Raw genomic sequence first — 18,603 nt, forward strand, 5'->3', positions numbered from 1 at the left:
GAGCGGCTCGCGGCTAATTACATGCCTGCAGAGCGAAGAACGTCTTTGATTTTTTCCTGGAACTCAACCTCGCTCAGTGAGGTAAGTTGATACATGACCTCTGCACCATCAACGTTGATTTCCACTTCGTGTTCTTCAAGTGCGTCATGATCTTGTTTGCGGAAAAGAAGTATGTGGTTAGCGATACGGGCAATATCTAGGTAAGAAACCTCAGGTCGCTCAATCTGTTTAACTTGGTTTGATGCGACTTCGATAAAATCTTTATCGAATCCCCAAGTATTTAGAACTTGCTCACTGGTAAGTGCGCAGCGAGACTGGAAGATTTGCATCGCGAGATCAGGGTCTAGGTAGTTTCCTTTCTCTAAATAAAGGTGGTACTCGTTGACCAAACAGAAAAGACCGATATCCGCGAGAAAGCCAACCAAAAGTGACTTTTCTTGTTCGAGATGGGTGTAATCATCAACGGAAAGGTCTTGGAAGCTGCGGGTAACCATGACCATAACAGCAGCCAACTCTCGAGATACAGTGGCACTGTTTACCAGTACTTCGTGGCACTCTTTCGATAAATTGACTGAGTGTTTGAGCAGTTCGATGGATTGAGCTGTGACTATGTCGCGAACACGGAAAATACCAAGACGGGAGACCGCGGTGTTCAGATCGTTACATGTGATATTTCTGCGATTGAATATCACCGAGTTTGCGACTTTAAGGACGGTAGCAGCAAGACCTGGATCTTCTAATAGACAGTCCGCGATGTCGGAGATGCCTGTAGCTTCATCATTACATAAGGCTTGTATTTTTAGTACAACTTCAGAAATAGGAGGAAGGGAAATCTTTCCGGTGTTGATTGATTGCTCGACTAAGTCTGCAAATTCCGTTTCGAGGCTTTTGATGAAGAGCTGTTGATTCTCTGGAAGCCAATAAAATGATAAGTGATTCATAAACATTCGACAGGTGAAGCGATTGCGCAAGTGTACCTTTGTGGGTCAGTCATTGACAATAACATTAGTGATTTTAATTGGCGAATGTCGCCTAAATGGCGTTTAGAACATCATTCAATTGTAACTAGATTTGAAACTGGTTGTGTATGAGCGTTATTGTGAAGTGACTCGCAAATGAATTGTGACCAACTCGCACAACTGTGACATTGAGCCAGACTTAATTTGCATAGTGAACTATTATAAAAACATATAAAAAAGCGTGGCATTTTATACTGCTATAAATTGACCCTGCTAATAACATTTTTCATTTTTTTAGCTGCTATTTCTGGTGATCGATTAATCGGGGTAAAGATTAAGGATCAAAGGAAATGATAGAGCAATCTTTTTACGACTACACGACTCAATTTGGCGAATCGCAAAAACGTTCGATGTTTGGTGGCACTGGGCTCTTCAAGGAAGGCGCCATGTATGCACTGATTAGTAACGACAAAGTATTCATCCGCGGTGGAAAAGGACTGGATACTCAGTTGCACGAGCTGCAATGCGAGAAATTTCGTCATGTAAAAAAACAATCAACAGCAACGGTAAACTATTACGACATAACGAATCTGTACAACCAGCAAGCTCCTGTGCTCAAAGATTTGGTTAGACAGTCCATCGAAAACTCAGTCGATCAGCACTGTAGTAAGAATTCAGTCGAGAATAGACGATTGAGGGACTTGCCTAACATGCAACTCACATTAGAGCGCATGGTGAAAAAGTCGGGGATTCAGGATGTTAAGACGTTCTTAGAGTTAGGCGCGCCACGTGTTTTCAATAGAGTGAAACGCACGTATGGCAACGATGTTGACCTTAAACTGTTATGGAAGTTTGCGGGTGCAGTCGATGGCGTGCATTGGAAACTGATTCAAGATCCAATGAAACAGAGACTTTTGGAGCATTGCTCGAAGATAGAACAGTAGATTCGAAGTTAAAACAGTAGTTCAGAATTGAAAAAGACCGTGCTAAGTACGGTCTTTGTGTTTTCATTCGTTTGCTAATCAGCGTAATCTACAAATAGGTGTTAGATTAGAATGCAAAACGAGCAGTGAACATCAACTGGTCACCGTAGATATGGTTGATACGACCTTCAAGACCCAGAGAGAAAAGCTCTGTTGAGTGGAAGCGACCATATACAGAACCCATCCAGCGGTCTTTATCACCAACGTTTAGGTAACCTGCTTTACCACCAATCTCAAGTTGTGGACCAAGCCATTGACGCACACCTAGGTTTACTTCCATACCAGTGTCAGTTTTGTGATGATCACCACTGTCGTGAATGTGAGCTAGCATTTCACCTGTGAAATCCGCCCAGTTGTTCACCGGTGCGTGGAAGCCAACACCACCAGAGAAGTCGTAGTCACCCTCAAATTTAGAGTCGATGCTACCTACGATGTGGGCATTTGGGTGGATTGATTTGCTGATAGCAGCACCGAAGGTCATTGGGCTTGCACCAATACGAGCTTCAGCATAATCGTAATTGAAGTTACTCATCGTCGCTCGTTGCTCGTCCTGGTTGGCAAATGCCTGCTGCGAAGTGATAACCATCAGAGCAGCTAATAGAGTTTTGCGCATAGTGTCTCTAAACCTTATTGTTTGAACTCAATTCCTTGACCATAAGAGTGCGCTTAGCAAGATGCTTATGGTGACTTAAAGTATCTCGCTATGATAAATCAATTTGTCCTTGGTTCTCCAACAAAAAGTGCCTTTATCGGGTGCAAATTCCCAAAAATTTACAATGCCATACATAATTCAAGCAATATGGACGCTTTGTGTAAGAAAATCGTAATCAAAAGTGAGAGATGTAGCACACTAACGCCCTAGGAAGTGTGAGTTTTCTAAGCCAAGTTGTCAGGAATAGGCGTTAAGACACATAATCCACTAGTCACCAAAGTTTATTCTATTGTCGGCAATGGCATTAAAGATGCGTTCAGTATCAAGTACGCGTCCCCAAGGCATTAAGTCTTTGACATTGTTTATCATGTAATCCGTGAGCTGTTGCTTAACGATGGAACGAAGCTCATCACCTTTCCAAGGCTTACTAATATAGAAATCCAGACACGCGTGATTAACCGCCTCGATAGTGTCTTCGTGACCCGCTTGCCCAGTAAGTAGAACCTTTCTACATGCCTTTAGTTCTTCGTCTTCGCTGAGTTCGATAAGAAAGCTCACGCCAGTTTGCTCTGGCATAATATGGTCACAGAGAATGAGTGCCAGCTTTGCCCCTTCTTGAGTATGGTCAGCAATCACAGAGCGAGCTTCATCAACCGACTCCGCACCTTCGACGATAAAGTGCTCCTCGAAATCATCCAAATCTTGCAAGACACTATCAAGGACTTCTCTTTCGTCATCCACACACAAAATTAGATACTCAGTCATGGTTGTGCTCCTTTATCAGTTCTTCTTGGGTGACAGGAATAAACACTGCCATATTGGTGTACTGTCCACACTCAGAATGGGCTTCAATCCAGCCCTTGTGCTGAGCCAGTATCTGTTGGCATATCGACAAGCCAATGCCTAGGCCAAAATTGCCTTCTTTTTTGGTGGTGTAGTTAAGCTCAAAAATACTCTCTAATTGTTCAGCAGGTATACCACAACCGTTGTCGATAAACTCATATAGGTTGTAAATGTCGCCATCTCGATTAATTTGGCTGCTTCGAATCGTTAGGGTGCCTTTTTCAGGCAAGGCGTCTAAAGCGTTGGACACGAGGTTAGTCCAAACTTGCTGCAGGGCGATAGGTTTGCAGAAAATAGCGGGAAGGGCGCCGTATTCCTTGATGAGCTTATGTCGCTTTAAGCGATTTTCAAATATCACCAAGGTGTCTTCAATGCCTTCATGAAGGTCAACGAGTTCATAAGATTCATTATCCTGTCTCGAATAACCTTTAAGACTTTTTACCATGTCCGCAATGCGCTGGGCGCAAACCTGAATCGAGCGCAGTGTTGCCCCCGTCACTTGGAAGCTCTCCAGTTTTGAGAGCGTGTCGGCAAGCAGCTCTGGCTGTTTTAAGGCTTGCTCAACTAATGTGGAGTGATCATGAAGGTCCAGGCTCACCAAACGCTTAGACAATCGGCGGTCTTTGATTCTTTCTTGAAGCTGCTTGGTGCGCTCTCTCAGCTCTGAAGTTGAGAGGGGCGAAGAGAGTCGAGACTTTTGCAGAACATCTAAACCTAATTGAAAGGTGTTAGCGTCATGATTGGCATTTAAAATCGAGTCAATCTTGTCAGAAACGGTTTCTGAACCGCGCAGAATGGCAGAAACGGGGTTATTCAATTCATGGGCGACACCTGCCACGAGTTGACCTAACATGGCCATTTTCTCTTGCTCGATTAACTGCTGATGTGCGGACTCGAGTGATTCGAGAGTTTTCTGTAGTTCGAGTTTGGTATTGATGCTTCGCTGCAATCGCCGGTTAAAGTGACGGAGCAATAGGTTGGTGAATAGTGGCAGCAAATCTGTGTTGGAATGCATCACCTGAGTAAATACCGTTCGATCAAGCTTGATGACCTGAGTTGGGGTTAGGGTCATTGCTGTGGAGAAAGACTGCTCACCCGTCACAAACGACATACCACCAACAATACCGCCTCTACCATGTCTTACTACTTCTCGCTGTTGGCCAATGTCATCTTTCTTATAAAGTGCAACGTGCCCCTCAACGATAAACCATAAGAACTGATTAGGCTGCCCTTCGGCCGTGAGTAGGTGCTCTGCAGAGTAGGCTCGAACGGCTCGAGTCTCATCTTTCTCTGCAAAGAAGGCGAGCAAGGCTTCAATGACTTGTACCGCGAGTTGATTGTCTGAAATTTCATGAAAATCATGAATAAAGCTCGCACGATAGGAATGCATTTTGTTTTCTATATGTGCTCTGAGTATCTTTTGCTGATCGAGTACTTTTCCAAAATGCAGTAGATGTTCTGTTTCATGTTGCACTACATATTGCGTGAGCTCTTTCACCACCGTTTTATGCAGGCTACTTTGTGCGATCGGGTAGGTCAGGCAGTGGTCAAGTCGTCCTTCATTCACCGCATTGAGAATCGCAGTGATGTCATGGGCATCTGTTTTACTGATGAGCACTTTTCTAGCCGATTGAGCGTGAGCCATTTGCTCAAGCTGAACCAAGAACTCTCCACCATCAAACAGTCTGCTATGTCTCGCGATCACTAGTGCGAGATGTTGTCCTTGTCGACCGATCTGTTGAATCAACTCATACCCTTCGAGAATGGAGGTCGCCAAATGAATATCGAAATGCGATTGGTACAAAGAAAGCTCAGTATCGAGCTTATCCAAGCTCGCTAAATCACTGTCTAAACAGAGCACGGCATAACGGTTATTTTGGGTCATTGATACATGAGTCTCTCGTGTCCTATGTGAATTTAATATATCAATAAAAAGCAGAGGGTTATGAGAAGTAGGTATGAGATTGGAGATCCTAACGACTTGAGTTAGACTGAATGAAATACACCTCACAAAACGTTTTAATTATCTCTATGAATCAACTTAAGAAGTATGGCGCAATTGGTGGCGCAGTCGCTCTAGTGCTGTGTTGGCCCCTAGCGGTTGGCCACATTGGTCAGAAAGTTATTGAAGATGGCGTGGCGCAGCTCAACAATGAAGGCGTGGCAGCAGAAATCGTTTCTTACGATCGCAGCTATCTCTCATCGGTAGTAGAAACTCGATATCAAGTCCAAGACCCTATTCTTAAAGAGCAGCTTGAAGTCGATGGGTTGCCAACAGAGTTAGTGGTGAAAAGCGATATCAGCCATGGTTTGATGAGTTTGACCGCCAACTCAGTTCTAAAGAACTTCCCGGACTTTCCGCTACTTCTGAAAACCGTCACTCAACTCAATGGCAACACAGAATTTGAGTTGTCGTTGGATAGCTGGAGCTATCAAGGCAGTGATGAACAAACCGTGAGTATGTCGATCTCGCCGTCGGTCGTGACAGGTACAGCAACCGTGCTTGGTCAGGTATCATTCCAACTAAACGTGCCTTCTGTTCAGCTCGACTTCGAGAATGGTGAGCAATTAGTGATTAACCAAGTCTCTGCTAAAGGCGAAGGTAAACAAGAAAATGGTTTCTGGCTCGGTGAACAGAGCGCATCGATGAAGCAGTTCAGCATCCTTGATCAAAATCATGATAGTTTGTTTGATATCGACACGATCGGATACACCTTCAAGTCGTCTCTGAATGCTGAGAGTGATCGTATCGATACTCAACATATCTTCGATATGACTCAACTGACTTATCCAGAGGGCGCTCAGTTGAGCGATCTAAACGTCGATTTTGCGATGAACTCTCTCGACCGTTCAGCGTTTGAGGGTTTGGTCTCTTTGTACCGCTCTAATCCATCTTTAGCGCATGCAGATATTAACGAGATTGCTCCACTTATCGAAAACTTGTTTGCTCGTGGCTTCCAAGTGTCGATGAATGACATGCACTTCAAAATTGCTGAAGAAGAGTTCAAGTCAAAGTGGCTAGTTGAAGTGCCGGAAGGGACTGAAAACGTATCTCGTGATCCAAGTGTTGTATTGCCGGCGCTGCAAGGAAACATGAATGCGTATATGTCTCAGGGTATGGCGCTTGCCCACCCAATGCTCGCGCAGGGTGTCGATGAGCTGGTCGTGATGGATATGATCAAAGAGAAAGATGCTGGGTACGAGTTGGATGCCAATATTGAGGGCGGACAATTGGTGTTTGAAAACGGTCAACAAATACCTTTGATTGCGTTGTTTCTCCCGTTACTGATGGGACAATCAATGGGGCAATAGCGCCTAGATTGATCAAATTTTCATCCCCCAATAGAAAAGAGGCTTCTAGCCTCTTTTCTTGCTTTTTATCTCTTTGAAAACGTGATATTACTGATGGCTTCTTTAAGTATTTTGTTAGGAGTAGTAGGGTCATGGAGCCGATGTCAGATAACGTATTTAATTTCAGTGCAGGTCCAGCAGGGTTGCCAAGAGATGTGCTTAAAAAAGCGCAGTCCGAGCTACTTGATTGGAATGACTTGGGTACGTCGGTTATGGAGATCAGTCATCGAAGCAAGCAGTTTATTCAGGTTGCCGATGAGGCTGAACAAGATCTACGAGATCTTCTGAACATCCCTTCAAACTACAAGGTCCTATTTTGCCAAGGTGGCGCACGAGCCCAGTTCTCGGCAGTGCCATTAAACCTACTTGGCGGTAAAGACAAAGCGACTTACATTGATGCTGGTTACTGGGCACAAAGCGCAGTAGATGAAGCGGAAAAATACTGTACGCCAGTTGTCTATCAAGCAAAGACTGAAATCGAGGGTAAAGTAGCAGTACAACCGGCAAGTGAATGGTTCATTGACCCTGACTCTGCTTACGTGCATTTCTGCCCGAATGAAACGATTGACGGTATCGAAATTAATGAGCTTCCAGACACTGATTTGCCAATCGTGGCAGATATGTCTTCTACCATCCTTTCTCGTCAAATTGACGTGTCGAAATACGGCGTGATCTACGCCGGTGCTCAGAAGAATATCGGTCCTGCAGGTATCTGTATCGCGATTGTACGTGACGACTTACTGGAGCTTGCAAGCGATGTACTACCAACGTTTCTAAACTACAAAGTGTTGGCAGAAAAAGAGTCGATGTACAACACGCCACCAACGTTTGCTTGGTATCTCTCTGGCTTGGTATTCAAATGGCTAAAAGAGCTAGGTGGCGTACAAGCGATTGAGCGTATCAACCGCGAGAAGGCGTCTATCCTTTACGACTATATTGATGCGTCGCCTTTCTACAACAACAATATTCATGCGGACAACCGTTCTCTTATGAATGTACCATTCCAGCTAGCGAAGCCAGAGCTTGATGCTAAGTTCTTAGAGCTTGCGGATGAACGCGGTCTTCGCGCGTTGAAAGGTCACCGTGCTGTCGGTGGTATGCGCGCATCCATTTACAATGCGATGCCAGTAGAAGGCGTTCAAGCACTTGTTTCCTTCATGAAAGAATTTGAAGCTGAGCACGCATAAACTCAACTCTCGATTTTGCTCGAAGCCGCGATTATTCGCGGCTTTTTTATGTCTGAACAAACAGAGCTTATCGTCACCATAGTAAACTCGATATCAAAGAATCTGGTGAACATGCGATTATTCACACTCTTCTCTCGCGTTCCTCGTTATGCTGAGAGTGTGTTGATGATCGGATGGCATTATGGACATATTGATTTTATTTGGTTTGATTGCTCTTAACGGCTTGTTTGCAATGTCTGAGATTGCGCTGGTGGCGGCCAAAGGTGGTCGACTCAGAAAACTCGCAGAGCAGTTCGGTTCTGCGCAGACTGCACTGAAACTGAAAGATGATCCCACTTTGTTTCTTTCAACGATTCAAATTGGCATTACCGCTATTGGTATCTTAAGTGGTATCTGGGGTGAAGCAGTACTGTCAGCGCCAATTTTGCAATGGCTTGTTAGCATGGGCATGGAGCGCGAGTTGGCAACGGTGTTAGCAACAACAGGGGTGGTTTTGGTGATCACCTATTTTGCGATAGTGGTGGGCGAGTTAGTGCCTAAACGAGTTGCTCAAAACAATGCAGAGCGTATTGCTGTGGTGGTTGCCTATCCGATCTATTGGCTCTCAATCGCCACTAAGCCTTTTGTTCTGCTACTGACATTCTCCACCAACCTCATGTTGAAACTGTTGGGACAAAAGGACACCAATGGTGACGCTGTCACTGAAGAAGACATCGTCGCTTTGGTAAAGGAAGGCTCAGAAACTGGAGTTATTGAACTTCAAGAGCAAGAGATGATCGCCAACTTATTGCAGCTCAACGATAGAATGGCGACGTCCTTGATGACACCAAGATGTGAGATCCAATATCTAGATATAGAGCAGCCATTAGCCGAGATACTAAACAACCTTCGTCAAACTAAACACTCGGTGTGGCCGGTTTGTCGTGGCGGGTTAGATAACCTTATCGGTACCATCTCCTCTAAGGTATTACTGGATGAATATAGCGAGCTATCCATTGAGCGCTTAGTGAAGCTATTGCGTAAGCCGAGGTTTGTTCCTGAATCGATGAAAGGGCTGTCTCTACTTAGCTATATGCAGCAGACCAGTAGTGAGATGACGTTTTTGGTCGATGAGTATGGTGACATTCAAGGTCTGGTTACTCATTATGACCTGTTAACGTCGATAGCGGGTGAGTTAGCCGTGACCACACAACATATGTCGGCACGAAAGGGGAAAGACGGCAGTTGGCAGTTTGATGGCCTGATTCCTATTTCAGTATTCAAGACCAAGCTAAACCTAGACGTCCTTGAAGGGGAAGAAACAGAAGGTTTTCAAACCTTAAATGGCTTTCTCACCTGGCTATCAGGTCGTTTGCCCGAAGAGGGCGAGGCTATTTACTACCAGCGATTTGTTTTCGAGGTTGTTACTGTAAAGAACAATCGGATTATACAGGTTAGGGTACATGAAGTAGTGATTGAGCAAGCAAACGATCACTAATGGTCGGTCTAGCGAAAATAAAAATCCCCGCTATTTGAACGGGGATTTTTATTGGTGGTGAAGGTAAGTGCGCTATAGAGTTTGATGCAGTTCGAAGTAGCGTCCGTGCGCAGCTAAGAGCTCGTCATGATGACCAAGCTCGAGCACCTCGCCATCTTCTAACAGGCAGACCTTATCAAAGGTATCGAGGTTCACTAGACGGTGCGTAATGAAGATCACCGTTTTACCCGCAAACTTCGATTCAAACAACGACATGATTTGCTGCTCTGTCTTCTTATCTAAGCCTTCAGTAGGTTCATCAAGAAGCAATATCGGTGCATCATGCAACAGCGCTCGGGCAATCCCAACTCGACGCTTCTCGCCTCCGGAAAGCTGTCGACCACCTTCGCCAAGCCATGCATCTAAGCCTGAGTCTTGGTTAAGGTGCTCTAAGCCAACTTGAGCAAGCACTTGTGCGAGCTCCTCATCGGATGCATCAGGTTTTGCCATCGACAAGTTGTCGCGTAGTGTTCCGTTCAAGATATCGACTTTCTGGCTCACAATGCTGGTGGATTGACGAAGCTGGGCTTCACTCCATGAGCGAATATCGTGACCTGCGAGCTCGACAGAACCCTCATTAACGTCCCAGTAGCGGGTAATCAGCTGCAGTAATGTTGATTTACCCGAGCCCGTTTGACCAACGACCGCAAGCTTGTGACCAGCAGGAATATCGAGATTCAACTCTCTTAGTGCGGGTTGATTCGCATCTGGATAGCGAAATGTTGCGTTGTTCACCTTAATTGAGAACGCATTATCGTGAGAGACAGACTCCGCAGGGAAGGTGACATCAGGCTCTGCCAAAATAACTTCGTTCAGACGCTTTGCTGACGTCAGCGTTTGGCCTAGGTATTGGAATGCGCCTGCGATAGGCATGAGCAGTTCAAAGCTCGCCATGGTGGCAAATGCCATAAGCGCAATAAGTGGATCAGGTTGATTACCGCCCACACCATCGGCCGCTAGCCACAGCATAAGAATCAGCAACCAGCCGTTTGCCAGAATCAATAGACCTTGCGCCATACCAGAAATCTTAGCGTGCACAAACTGGTTCGATAACAGCTTGTTTTGAGCCTCTATGATGGATTGACGATAGCGCGACTCAGCGCCAAACAGAGTTAACTCGCTATAACCTTGCAGCCAGTCTAGCGTTTTGATCCTGAGATCGGCTTTGTTCAGAGTCAGTGCTTCACCATTGCTTTTACCAAGGCGGTAGAAGATAACTGGCCAAAGCACGAGAAGCAGCATCAAGATAGCGCCCAGTGTTAAGCCCAGTGTCATATCAAACCAACACAGCACAGCCGTCAAACACAGGATGCCAAAAGCACCAACGATGATAGGGCTCACTAGTCTTAGATAGACATGGTCCATGGCATCGACGTCGGCAACCAGTCGGTTAAGCATATCTGCATCGCGAATGTTAACCGCTTTACCTGGAATAAGCGGTGCCAGCTTCCTAAAGAAGAAAATGCGCAGGTCAGTCAGTAGTTTGAATGTCGCATTGTGGCTGACAACACGCTCACCCCAGCGGCCAGCGGTTCTCGCCATAGCGGCGCCACGCACGCCTGCACCGGGAAGCATGTAGTTAAACGTTTCACGAGCAATCGTCAGACCAGCGACAGCCGAAGCCGAGATGAACCAACCGGAAAGTGTCAGCAAACCAATAGAAGCAAACAGGGTACAGAACGCGAGTACCATACCGAGAGAGAGACCAAACCAATGCTTCTTATACAGTTTCAGGTAAGGGAGAAGTTCACGCATCTAGATTCCCCTTATCTTGGGCTTTTGCAGATTGTTGTGCGGAAAGCATGGTTCTGAAAAGACCATCATTTGAGGCTAACAAGGTGTAGTCACCATGCTGCTCAATTTGGCCTTTGTTCATCACAAGGATATTGTCGACCTCTTTAAGCTGTGAAAGCTGGTGCGTCACCATTAAGGTCGTTTTACCCGCTGTTGAGGTGTGTAGTCCTTGAGTAACCAAGCGTTCACTCTTAGCATCTAAACTCGCCGTTGGTTCATCGAGTAACCAGAATTGGCCGTTTTGGACCATAGCTCGAGCCAGTGCCAGGCGCTGAGCTTGGCCAACAGACAAACCACCAGAGCGGTCGGTAATTTGATAGTTGAGGCCATGCTTTTCGACAAACTCAGCTGAAAACGAAGCGAGCAGGGCGTCATTAACTCGGGCTTCGCTCACGTCAGGGTTGCCAAGAGTCACGTTATCCCAAATGGAGCCGTGCAGAAGCAATGGGTTCTGTCCCACCCAGCTGATAGCTTGACGCCATGAATGCTGGTCTAAAGATTTGAGCTCAACACCATTTATCTTGAGCGAGCCTTCGTATGGCATGAAGCCGAGAATAGCGTTGATTAAACTGGTTTTGCCAGCGCCGCTAGGGCCGACTAATGCGGTGGCTTTGTTGGCATCAAGATCAAAGCTCACAGGCCCTACGAGCTTCGTTCCATCAGGACTGTAGACTTCGAGGTTATCTGCACTGATGGTTATCGTATCCTTGTTTAATGGTTGTTGACCATTAGGTAGATCTGCGACTTCAAGATCGAGAAACTCAACAATACTTTCCGCAGCACCTACCGCTTGTGCCTTGGCATGATAGAAGGTGCCCAAGTCTCTCAGTGGTTGATAGAACTCTGGTGCCAAGATAAGAATAAACAAACCAGCAAAGAGGGTAACGCCTACTCCGTAGTGGCCGAAGTTAAGTTCGCCAATGTAACTAAAGCCGAAGTAAACAGCGGTGATTGCAATCGAGATAGAGGTGAAAAACTCAAGCACAGCGGAAGACAAGAAGGCCAGTCTCAGAACGTCCATAGTACGCTTACGAAATACTTCAGATGCGCCATGTAGCACTTCCGTTTCTGCGTTGGTGCGATTGAAAAGACGTATGGTCGTCATTGATTGCAATCGGTCATAAAAGTGACCAGAAAGGCGTTGTAGCGCTTTGAAGTTCCTACGGTTGGCATCAGCCGCCTTCATTCCCACCAAAGCCATAAAGATAGGAACTAGAGGAGCGGTCACAAGGAAGATAAGACCCGCTGCCCAGTTGATTGGAAACACAACCACCAAGATAATAACAGGAACGGCAACAGCAAGTGACATTTGAGGAAGATACTTGGAGAAGAACTCTTGCATCTCTTCGACTTGCTCAAGTACTAGAGTCGCCCAAGTACCGGCAGGTTTGCCCTTGATGTATGTTGGACCGAGTTCTCTAAGCTTGTCGAGTATTAGCTGCCTTATGTAAATACGAACTTGTTCGCCGCATTTGAAGCCCGCAATCTCACGACCCCAAGCGCAGGCAGCACGTCCTGCGACGGCGACAACAAGTCCAGCAAAGTGGGGGATCAGTTCATGTTTATCGACATGTTCGATAATAAGTTGATGAAGAATGGTGGCGATAAGCGCGGCTTGCGCGAGAAGGAACAGACTTGAAAGAACGCCGAGCCCTATCGCAATTATAAGCCAGCGTTTTGCTAGCTTACTTTGCTCTTTGAGCCACTTATTCAAGCTCCGTTGTTTTTTCTTATCCATGTAGAAGGCTTAATGAGTATTATTATTAATAGAACCAGCGATTATACAAAAGAAAACCCAGAGGTTATACCTATGGGTTTTCAATTTTCAATATTGATGAGCTGCTGGTGAAAAGAGCAAGTCTCTTAAGAGTCTTGGGCGTCAAGGAAGCGTTCTGCATCCAGCGCTGCCATACAACCAGTACCTGCTGAGGTGATGGCTTGACGATAGTTGTGATCCATAACATCACCAGCGGCATAAACACCAGGAATGCTAGTTTGGGTTGCATTGCCCTCTAAGCCCGATTGTACAACGATATAACCATTGTTCATCTCTAGCTGACCTTCAAATAGAGAGGTGTTTGGCTGGTGACCAATCGCAATGAAGGCACCCATTACGTCGACTTGCTCAACGAGATCGGATTGTGTGTCTTTAATGCGAATACCAGTAACCCCCATGTCGTCGCCGACAACCTCTTCTAGAGTGCGATCTGTGTGTAAGACAATATTGCCGCTCTCGACTTTGTCCATTAGACGCTTAACTAGGATCTTTTCAGCACGGAAACTGTCACGACGGTGAACGAGGTGTACTTCAGAGGCGATATTTGAAAGGTACAGTGCCTCTTCAACAGCAGTGTTACCACCACCCACAACCGCTACTTTTTGGTTACGGTAGAAGAAGCCGTCACAAGTAGCACATGCTGAAACACCGCGACCTTTAAATGCCTCTTCTGAGTCAAGACCAAGGTACTTTGCGGACGCGCCTGTTGAGATAATGACAGCATCCGCAGTATAACTCTGGCTATCGCCAGTTAACTTAAATGGACGCTCGCTAAAATCGACTTCATTAATGTGATCAAAAATGATCTCAGTTTCGAACTTTTCTGCGTGAGCTTGCATGCGCTCCATCAACAGTGGACCGGTTAGACCTTCGGCATCGCCTGGCCAGTTCTCAACTTCCGTGGTGGTGGTTAGCTGGCCACCTTGCTGCATCCCAGTCACTAGTACAGGTTCAAGATTCGCTCGCGCTGCGTAGACAGCGGCTGTATAACCCGCAGGACCAGATCCTAAGATCAGCAATTTACAGTGTTTTGTGTCAGCCATAGTTTTTCTCACTTTCTCTATTCTTATCAACACCACGGGTGGGTGAGGCTTTGCTACCTAATATATTGGGGTTGAGGGTTAAGAATCAATACTAGATTTGCAATGAACGGTGATATTTTGGTCGATTGGTCACAAACCAAAGCAGAGCTGCCACAGTTGATTCATTTCTGTTGTTCAATAATCCAATAGCAACAGTCGTAATCACTACCATATAGTGAAGATGTAGTGGTTGTTGCTGGTTTTGTGATCTTGGCGCTATTTTGCGTTGGGTTTTGAATAACCCGATAAAATATATGTGGTTATTATGCTAGTGAACTGTTCTAGATTTCGAGTGCAGCCAGAACTGCAATTGGAGGGTAATCCTATATAGTGCGCAAATCGCGGTCATAACATCTTAAATGTAAGTTTTAGTGGGATTTGGTGCTGTCAAAAGTTGATCTTGCAGGATTAGTGATATTTAATGGTATGTAAATGAAATGTGAAATATTGAAATTCAACATAACATTAAATGGAGTTAATGATGCTGCACTCAAGCGAAAGTACCTTACATCTCACTAGTCTTAGTGGACGAGCAATCGAACAGTTAGCACCGACTTTTGCAACCTTACCTAATACTCAACATGCAGATGGTCAATATCGCTTGCGTCGATACTCTGTGATTAACTACCGCGATGGCGAGATCCTAGATACTGGAGATAGCAGCTTTGTGCAATCAGAGCACTACAATCACTTTCAAGGCGATGTAGTCAGGCAGTTTGAACCAATTCTAGCATCGACATTGCAAAGCGATGCGATGAAGGAGCTTGTGTCCCTTTTTGTGCGCACCAATGACCTGCCGAACGGACAGGAAATCGAAATCCATCAGATTCGAATCGCAGCGGTTTATGACGAAACAGAGGTAGCACCAGAAGGCGTGCACCAAGACGGTTTTGACCATATTGCTTTGGTTGGAGTCGGGCGCCAAAACATTGTTGGTGGCGACATTATGCTTTATAGCGGTCACAAGGAGGCGCCATTCTTTAAAAAAGTGCTGGCCGCTGGTGAAGTCGCTATTTTGGATGACTCTCGTTTATGGCATAACGCGACGCCAATTCGTTGTGTTGATGAGCAACATGAAGGCTACATGGATGTCTTCGTTCTTACTGCAAAAGGTCCGAAAAATGCGCTTCACTCCTAATACCGCTCGCGCTCAGTTTACCGCTCTGAGTCAAACTCATAACAATAAGCCTGTGGTTTTTCTTGATGGTCCAGGAGGCTCTCAGGTTCCTCAAAGCGTGCTGACGGCCATGAACGAGTACTTAGGGTTCTATAATTCGAACCTCGGTGGTCATTACTTTTCGAGCAAACGTACCGTTGAGTTGGTTGCTGATGCGAGAGAACACGCTCGTGCGCTTCTCAATGCACCGACGGCGGACAATATTGTGTTCGGCGCCAATATGACGTCACTAACATTCCAGTTGAGCCGCGCTATTTCTCGTGATTGGCAAGCTGGGGATGAAGTGATCGTAACTGCACTTGATCACTACTCTAATGTGTCCAGTTGGGAGCAAGCGGCAGAAGATAAAGGGGCAACAGTTAAGCAAGCGAAAGTCGATCCAAAAGACTGTTCAGTAGACTTAACTCACCTTGAATCACTGCTCAATGAAAAGACGCGCTTGATTGCCATTACTTATGCCTCAAACACAACAGGCACTATTACGGATATTCGTCGCGTCGTTGAGATGGCAAAGCGCTATGGCGCTGCTGTTTATGTTGATGCCGTTCACTATACACCGCACGGCCTTGTGGATGTAGAGGCACTAGGTTGCGACTTTCTAGTTTGCTCGGCATACAAGTTCTTTGGTCCCCACTTGGGCGTGGCGTTCGTAGCCTCTGATTGGTTGCAATCTCTTCGTCCATACAAGGTTGAACCCGCGACAGATATTGGTCCGGGAAGGTTTGAAACGGGTACTCAGAACTTTGAAGCACTCGCAGGATTTATTGCCGCTGTGGACTATCTGGCGTCTTGGGGGGAAGGGGATTCACTTCGAAAGAAGCTAGCTAGTGCTATGAAGGATATTGGCGTTCATGAAGAGCAATTAAGCCGCTATTTCCTACAGCGATTATCAAAGGTTGAATCAGTCTCGCTCTATGGAGCCGAGAACTGCGATCATCAAAAGCGCACTCCAACCTTTGCTCTGCGCTCTTCTAAACACTCACCGGAGCTGCTTGCCAAAGCACTAGGTGAGCATAACCTCTGCGTCTGGAATGGGCATTTCTATGCTCTGGGTTTGGTGAGGCAGTTAGGACTGGAAGATAAAGGTGGCGTACTTCGTGTTGGATTTATGCACTACAACACTCTTGAAGAAGTAGACCGGTTCTTCGATACGCTTGAAAGCCTTTAATTAGAAAAAACAGCCCGCGTAATGCGGGCTGTTTTTATGCGTTACGAGTGATAAGTGTTACTCAGCGCTGACTTCCACTTCGTAAGACGTGAATTTACGAATGTTAATCACGCCGGTATCAAGGATCAGGTATTGCCCCTTGATACCTTGTAGCAAGCCCGTCACTAACGGCTGCTTATCAAAGTTGTGTGATGTGATTTTGGTCGGATAGGTGTTTACCGGATAGCTCAGTGGAGTAATACTCTCATCAAGCACAACGACAGCGTCTTCACCGAATTTTGCGCGAATCTCTTCAATTTTATCCGCAACAAGTGGCAAAAGTGCTTTCGCTTGGTCAACTAACTCTAATGGCTCACCATCCTGTTTAAGCAGTGTGCGCCAGTTTGTTTTGTCTGCGATGTGCTTCGCAAGCTCTACTTCAATTAAGCCAGAGATTTGGCGCGTTTTGACCTTTAGGATAGGTAGACCTTGTGTCGCCCCTTGGTCAATCCAACGCGTTGGGATCTGAGTGTGACGCGTAATACCCACTTTAAGGCTCGACGTGTTTGAAAGGTAAACAAAATGGTCAACCATGCAGTTGGCTTCGCCCCATTCAGGTTCACGACAAGTCCCTTCATCATAGTGGCAGGTTTCTGGCTTCATGATGCACATGTCGCAGCTCGCCAGCTTCTTCATACAGACAAAACAATGCCCTTGTGAATAACTCTTTTTTGGTTTTTTTGCCGCAAGAGGCGCAAAAGATATTGCCCGTGTGGTTTAGGGTGATGGTCTTACCGATCAATGGTGAAAGGTCAACCTCTTCATCACCAACCGGAAGTCGGTATTGAACAGTGGATTCTAGGGAAGCGCGCATTTTAGACAGCGTCCCTGAAGCTAGTAGTGACATGACATTACTCTTTATTTTGATTGTACTGTCATGCTAGCAAATTCAAGCTAAAAAATCCTTATATCAACGGGGTATAGAAACTAGTTGGCTTCGTTTTGCTCACTAGGAAGCAGCGGTCCAATAAACTCATCGCTCGTGACGATAGGCTCTTTGGGACCAAGAAACTTAGGCTGAGTGTTCATGACATACAGATCAAGCATCGCCTTCGTGCGAGCAAAAACCTCTCGAAGTCGCACAGAGTAGCCTGTTTTTGAAACAGGACCTGAGACTGCTAAACACTTGGCATTAATGTCATAGTGCTGCGCAATCACCAATGCACGCTCACAGTGAAATTTCTGAGTAATGATAAGAAAGTTATCGGTGTCGAAGATTTTTTTGGCACGAACAATAGAGTCTAGGGTTCTGAAACCGGCGTAGTCTAGGTGAATAGCAGGTTCTGGCACATTTGCTCTAAGGAGGTCTCTCTTCATGGTCCATGGCTCATTGTAAGAGCGATGGGCGTTATCGCCACTCAACAAAAAGTGGGACACTTTACCTTCGTTATACAGATTGATCGCGGCATCTATCCTGTGTGAGTAGTATTCGTTGAGCGTGCGACCTAAGTATTTACTGGTCCCAAGCACGACAGCGACTTGCACGTTGTCCACTTCTTCAATAGATGTCACCAAGTGATCTTCGGCTTGCCAGCTCACCCAGCGATCGACTGTGACAACCAAAATAACAAATAACACCAGGGTGATGGCAAGCACGCGAACGCACCGTTTCAAAAACGGGAGAACATTACCTAATTGCCAAGATTCTTTGTTAAATCTTAAGGTCACTAAATCTGTCGATTCCTTTGAGCCCAAATGCCGATACCTACAAAGCTTAGAACCACGATGGAAAACATCAAACCGGGTTCGATATTATTGAGAGTACTCTTTAATACTGGCGTGGCTTTTATGATGATCAATCCATAACCAAACGCGTTAAGAAGTATAAAGCAGCCTGTCCGAATAACGAAATTAGTATCACGTAATACGTTACGCATCAAACGATTAATGTCAGCACCGAGGACAACCAGCGCACAGGCTACTAGCGCGGTAGAGATTTCAAGAAGGTAAGGAGAGAGTAACTTGCCACCTGGAGCGAATAGATCCAACATTGAAGGGTTCCTTTTTCATAATTAGCGGCTCATTAAACAAAAAAAAGGCTCTTGATAACAAGAGCCTTCATGTGACATTGATTC

General features: G+C 45.8%; 15 protein-coding genes and 1 pseudogene. 6 read left to right on the plus strand and 10 right to left on the minus strand.

What is annotated here, in order from left to right:
• Nucleotides 1–17 precede the first annotated feature (17 nt).
• The gene (locus tag AC6I8Y_RS07070) at nt 18–941 is read right to left on the minus strand and encodes an HDOD domain-containing protein (RefSeq protein ID WP_394152087.1); all 924 of its coding nucleotides are present in this window, start codon (nt 939–941) and stop codon (nt 18–20) included.
• A gap of 368 nt (nt 942–1,309) precedes the next feature.
• Between AC6I8Y_RS07070 and AC6I8Y_RS07075 the strand changes: the two genes are divergently transcribed.
• Nucleotides 1,310–1,903, plus strand: coding sequence for a TfoX/Sxy family DNA transformation protein (locus AC6I8Y_RS07075; RefSeq protein WP_394152089.1), 594 nt, complete (start codon nt 1,310–1,312; stop codon nt 1,901–1,903).
• A gap of 106 nt (nt 1,904–2,009) precedes the next feature.
• Here the strand turns inward: AC6I8Y_RS07075 and AC6I8Y_RS07080 are convergent, their stop codons facing one another.
• The 3 genes from AC6I8Y_RS07080 to AC6I8Y_RS07090 all read right to left on the minus strand — a co-directional run bounded on the left by AC6I8Y_RS07080 (nt 2,010) and on the right by AC6I8Y_RS07090 (nt 5,322).
• Nucleotides 2,010–2,555, minus strand: coding sequence for a hypothetical protein (locus AC6I8Y_RS07080; protein WP_042475437.1), 546 nt, complete (start codon nt 2,553–2,555; stop codon nt 2,010–2,012).
• A 306-nt stretch (nt 2,556–2,861) separates the two neighbouring features.
• A complete protein-coding gene (locus AC6I8Y_RS07085; protein WP_394152091.1) occupies nt 2,862–3,359 on the minus strand; it encodes a response regulator in 498 nt (165 codons plus the stop codon).
• Entirely contained in the window at nt 3,352–5,322 is a 1,971-nt protein-coding gene (locus tag AC6I8Y_RS07090) for an ATP-binding protein (RefSeq protein WP_498021243.1), read from the minus strand. The genes AC6I8Y_RS07085 and AC6I8Y_RS07090 overlap by 8 nt, the downstream gene beginning before the upstream one ends.
• 110 nt (nt 5,323–5,432) lie before the next feature.
• Here AC6I8Y_RS07090 and AC6I8Y_RS07095 point away from each other — a divergent pair, with 110 nt between their 5' ends.
• The 3 genes from AC6I8Y_RS07095 (at nt 5,433) to AC6I8Y_RS07105 (ending at nt 9,452) form a co-directional block, all read left to right on the plus strand.
• On the plus strand, nt 5,433–6,749 hold the full coding sequence (locus AC6I8Y_RS07095; RefSeq protein ID WP_498021244.1) for a DUF945 family protein: 1,317 nt from the start codon (nt 5,433–5,435) through the stop codon (nt 6,747–6,749).
• A gap of 131 nt (nt 6,750–6,880) precedes the next feature.
• The gene (gene serC / locus AC6I8Y_RS07100; RefSeq protein ID WP_498021246.1) at nt 6,881–7,975 is read left to right on the plus strand and encodes a 3-phosphoserine/phosphohydroxythreonine transaminase; all 1,095 of its coding nucleotides are present in this window, start codon (nt 6,881–6,883) and stop codon (nt 7,973–7,975) included.
• 181 nt (nt 7,976–8,156) lie between these two features.
• Nucleotides 8,157–9,452: a hemolysin family protein gene (locus tag AC6I8Y_RS07105; RefSeq protein ID WP_498021247.1), complete on the plus strand. Its 1,296-nt coding sequence runs from the start codon at nt 8,157–8,159 to the stop codon at nt 9,450–9,452.
• 72 nt (nt 9,453–9,524) lie between these two features.
• Here AC6I8Y_RS07105 and cydC read toward each other — a convergent pair whose 3' ends face one another.
• The 3 genes from cydC to trxB all read right to left on the minus strand — a co-directional run bounded on the left by cydC (nt 9,525) and on the right by trxB (nt 14,105).
• The gene (cydC, locus tag AC6I8Y_RS07110; RefSeq protein ID WP_498021249.1) at nt 9,525–11,246 is read right to left on the minus strand and encodes a heme ABC transporter ATP-binding protein/permease CydC; all 1,722 of its coding nucleotides are present in this window, start codon (nt 11,244–11,246) and stop codon (nt 9,525–9,527) included.
• Nucleotides 11,239–13,023 carry a heme ABC transporter permease/ATP-binding protein CydD gene (gene cydD / locus AC6I8Y_RS07115; RefSeq protein WP_498021251.1) on the minus strand — a complete coding sequence of 595 codons (1,785 nt, stop codon included), beginning with the start codon at nt 13,021–13,023 and terminating at the stop codon, nt 11,239–11,241. Before cydD ends, cydC begins: the two co-directional genes overlap by 8 nt.
• A 125-nt stretch (nt 13,024–13,148) precedes the next feature.
• The gene (trxB, locus tag AC6I8Y_RS07120) at nt 13,149–14,105 is read right to left on the minus strand and encodes a thioredoxin-disulfide reductase (RefSeq protein WP_128650444.1); all 957 of its coding nucleotides are present in this window, start codon (nt 14,103–14,105) and stop codon (nt 13,149–13,151) included.
• Between the two features lie 520 nt (nt 14,106–14,625).
• Here trxB and AC6I8Y_RS07125 point away from each other — a divergent pair.
• A complete protein-coding gene (locus tag AC6I8Y_RS07125; protein WP_498021450.1) occupies nt 14,626–15,282 on the plus strand; it encodes a 2OG-Fe dioxygenase family protein in 657 nt (218 codons plus the stop codon).
• On the plus strand, nt 15,266–16,489 hold the full coding sequence (locus AC6I8Y_RS07130; RefSeq protein ID WP_498021253.1) for a cysteine desulfurase-like protein: 1,224 nt from the start codon (nt 15,266–15,268) through the stop codon (nt 16,487–16,489). The genes AC6I8Y_RS07125 and AC6I8Y_RS07130 overlap by 17 nt, the downstream gene beginning before the upstream one ends.
• A gap of 57 nt (nt 16,490–16,546) precedes the next feature.
• Here the strand turns inward: AC6I8Y_RS07130 and AC6I8Y_RS07135 are convergent.
• The 3 genes and pseudogenes from AC6I8Y_RS07135 to AC6I8Y_RS07145 form a co-directional block, all read right to left on the minus strand.
• Nucleotides 16,547–17,375 (minus strand): annotated as a pseudogene (locus tag AC6I8Y_RS07135) (DUF2797 domain-containing protein).
• Between the two features lie 80 nt (nt 17,376–17,455).
• Nucleotides 17,456–18,124, minus strand: a complete 669-nt coding sequence (locus tag AC6I8Y_RS07140; RefSeq protein ID WP_394152106.1) for a SanA/YdcF family protein — start codon at nt 18,122–18,124, stop codon at nt 17,456–17,458.
• A gap of 71 nt (nt 18,125–18,195) precedes the next feature.
• A complete protein-coding gene (locus tag AC6I8Y_RS07145; protein ID WP_042475457.1) occupies nt 18,196–18,519 on the minus strand; it encodes a DUF3392 domain-containing protein in 324 nt (107 codons plus the stop codon).
• Nucleotides 18,520–18,603: the final 84 nt, after the last annotated feature.

It is taken from the genome of Vibrio sp. KUL78 (assembly GCF_059725505.1).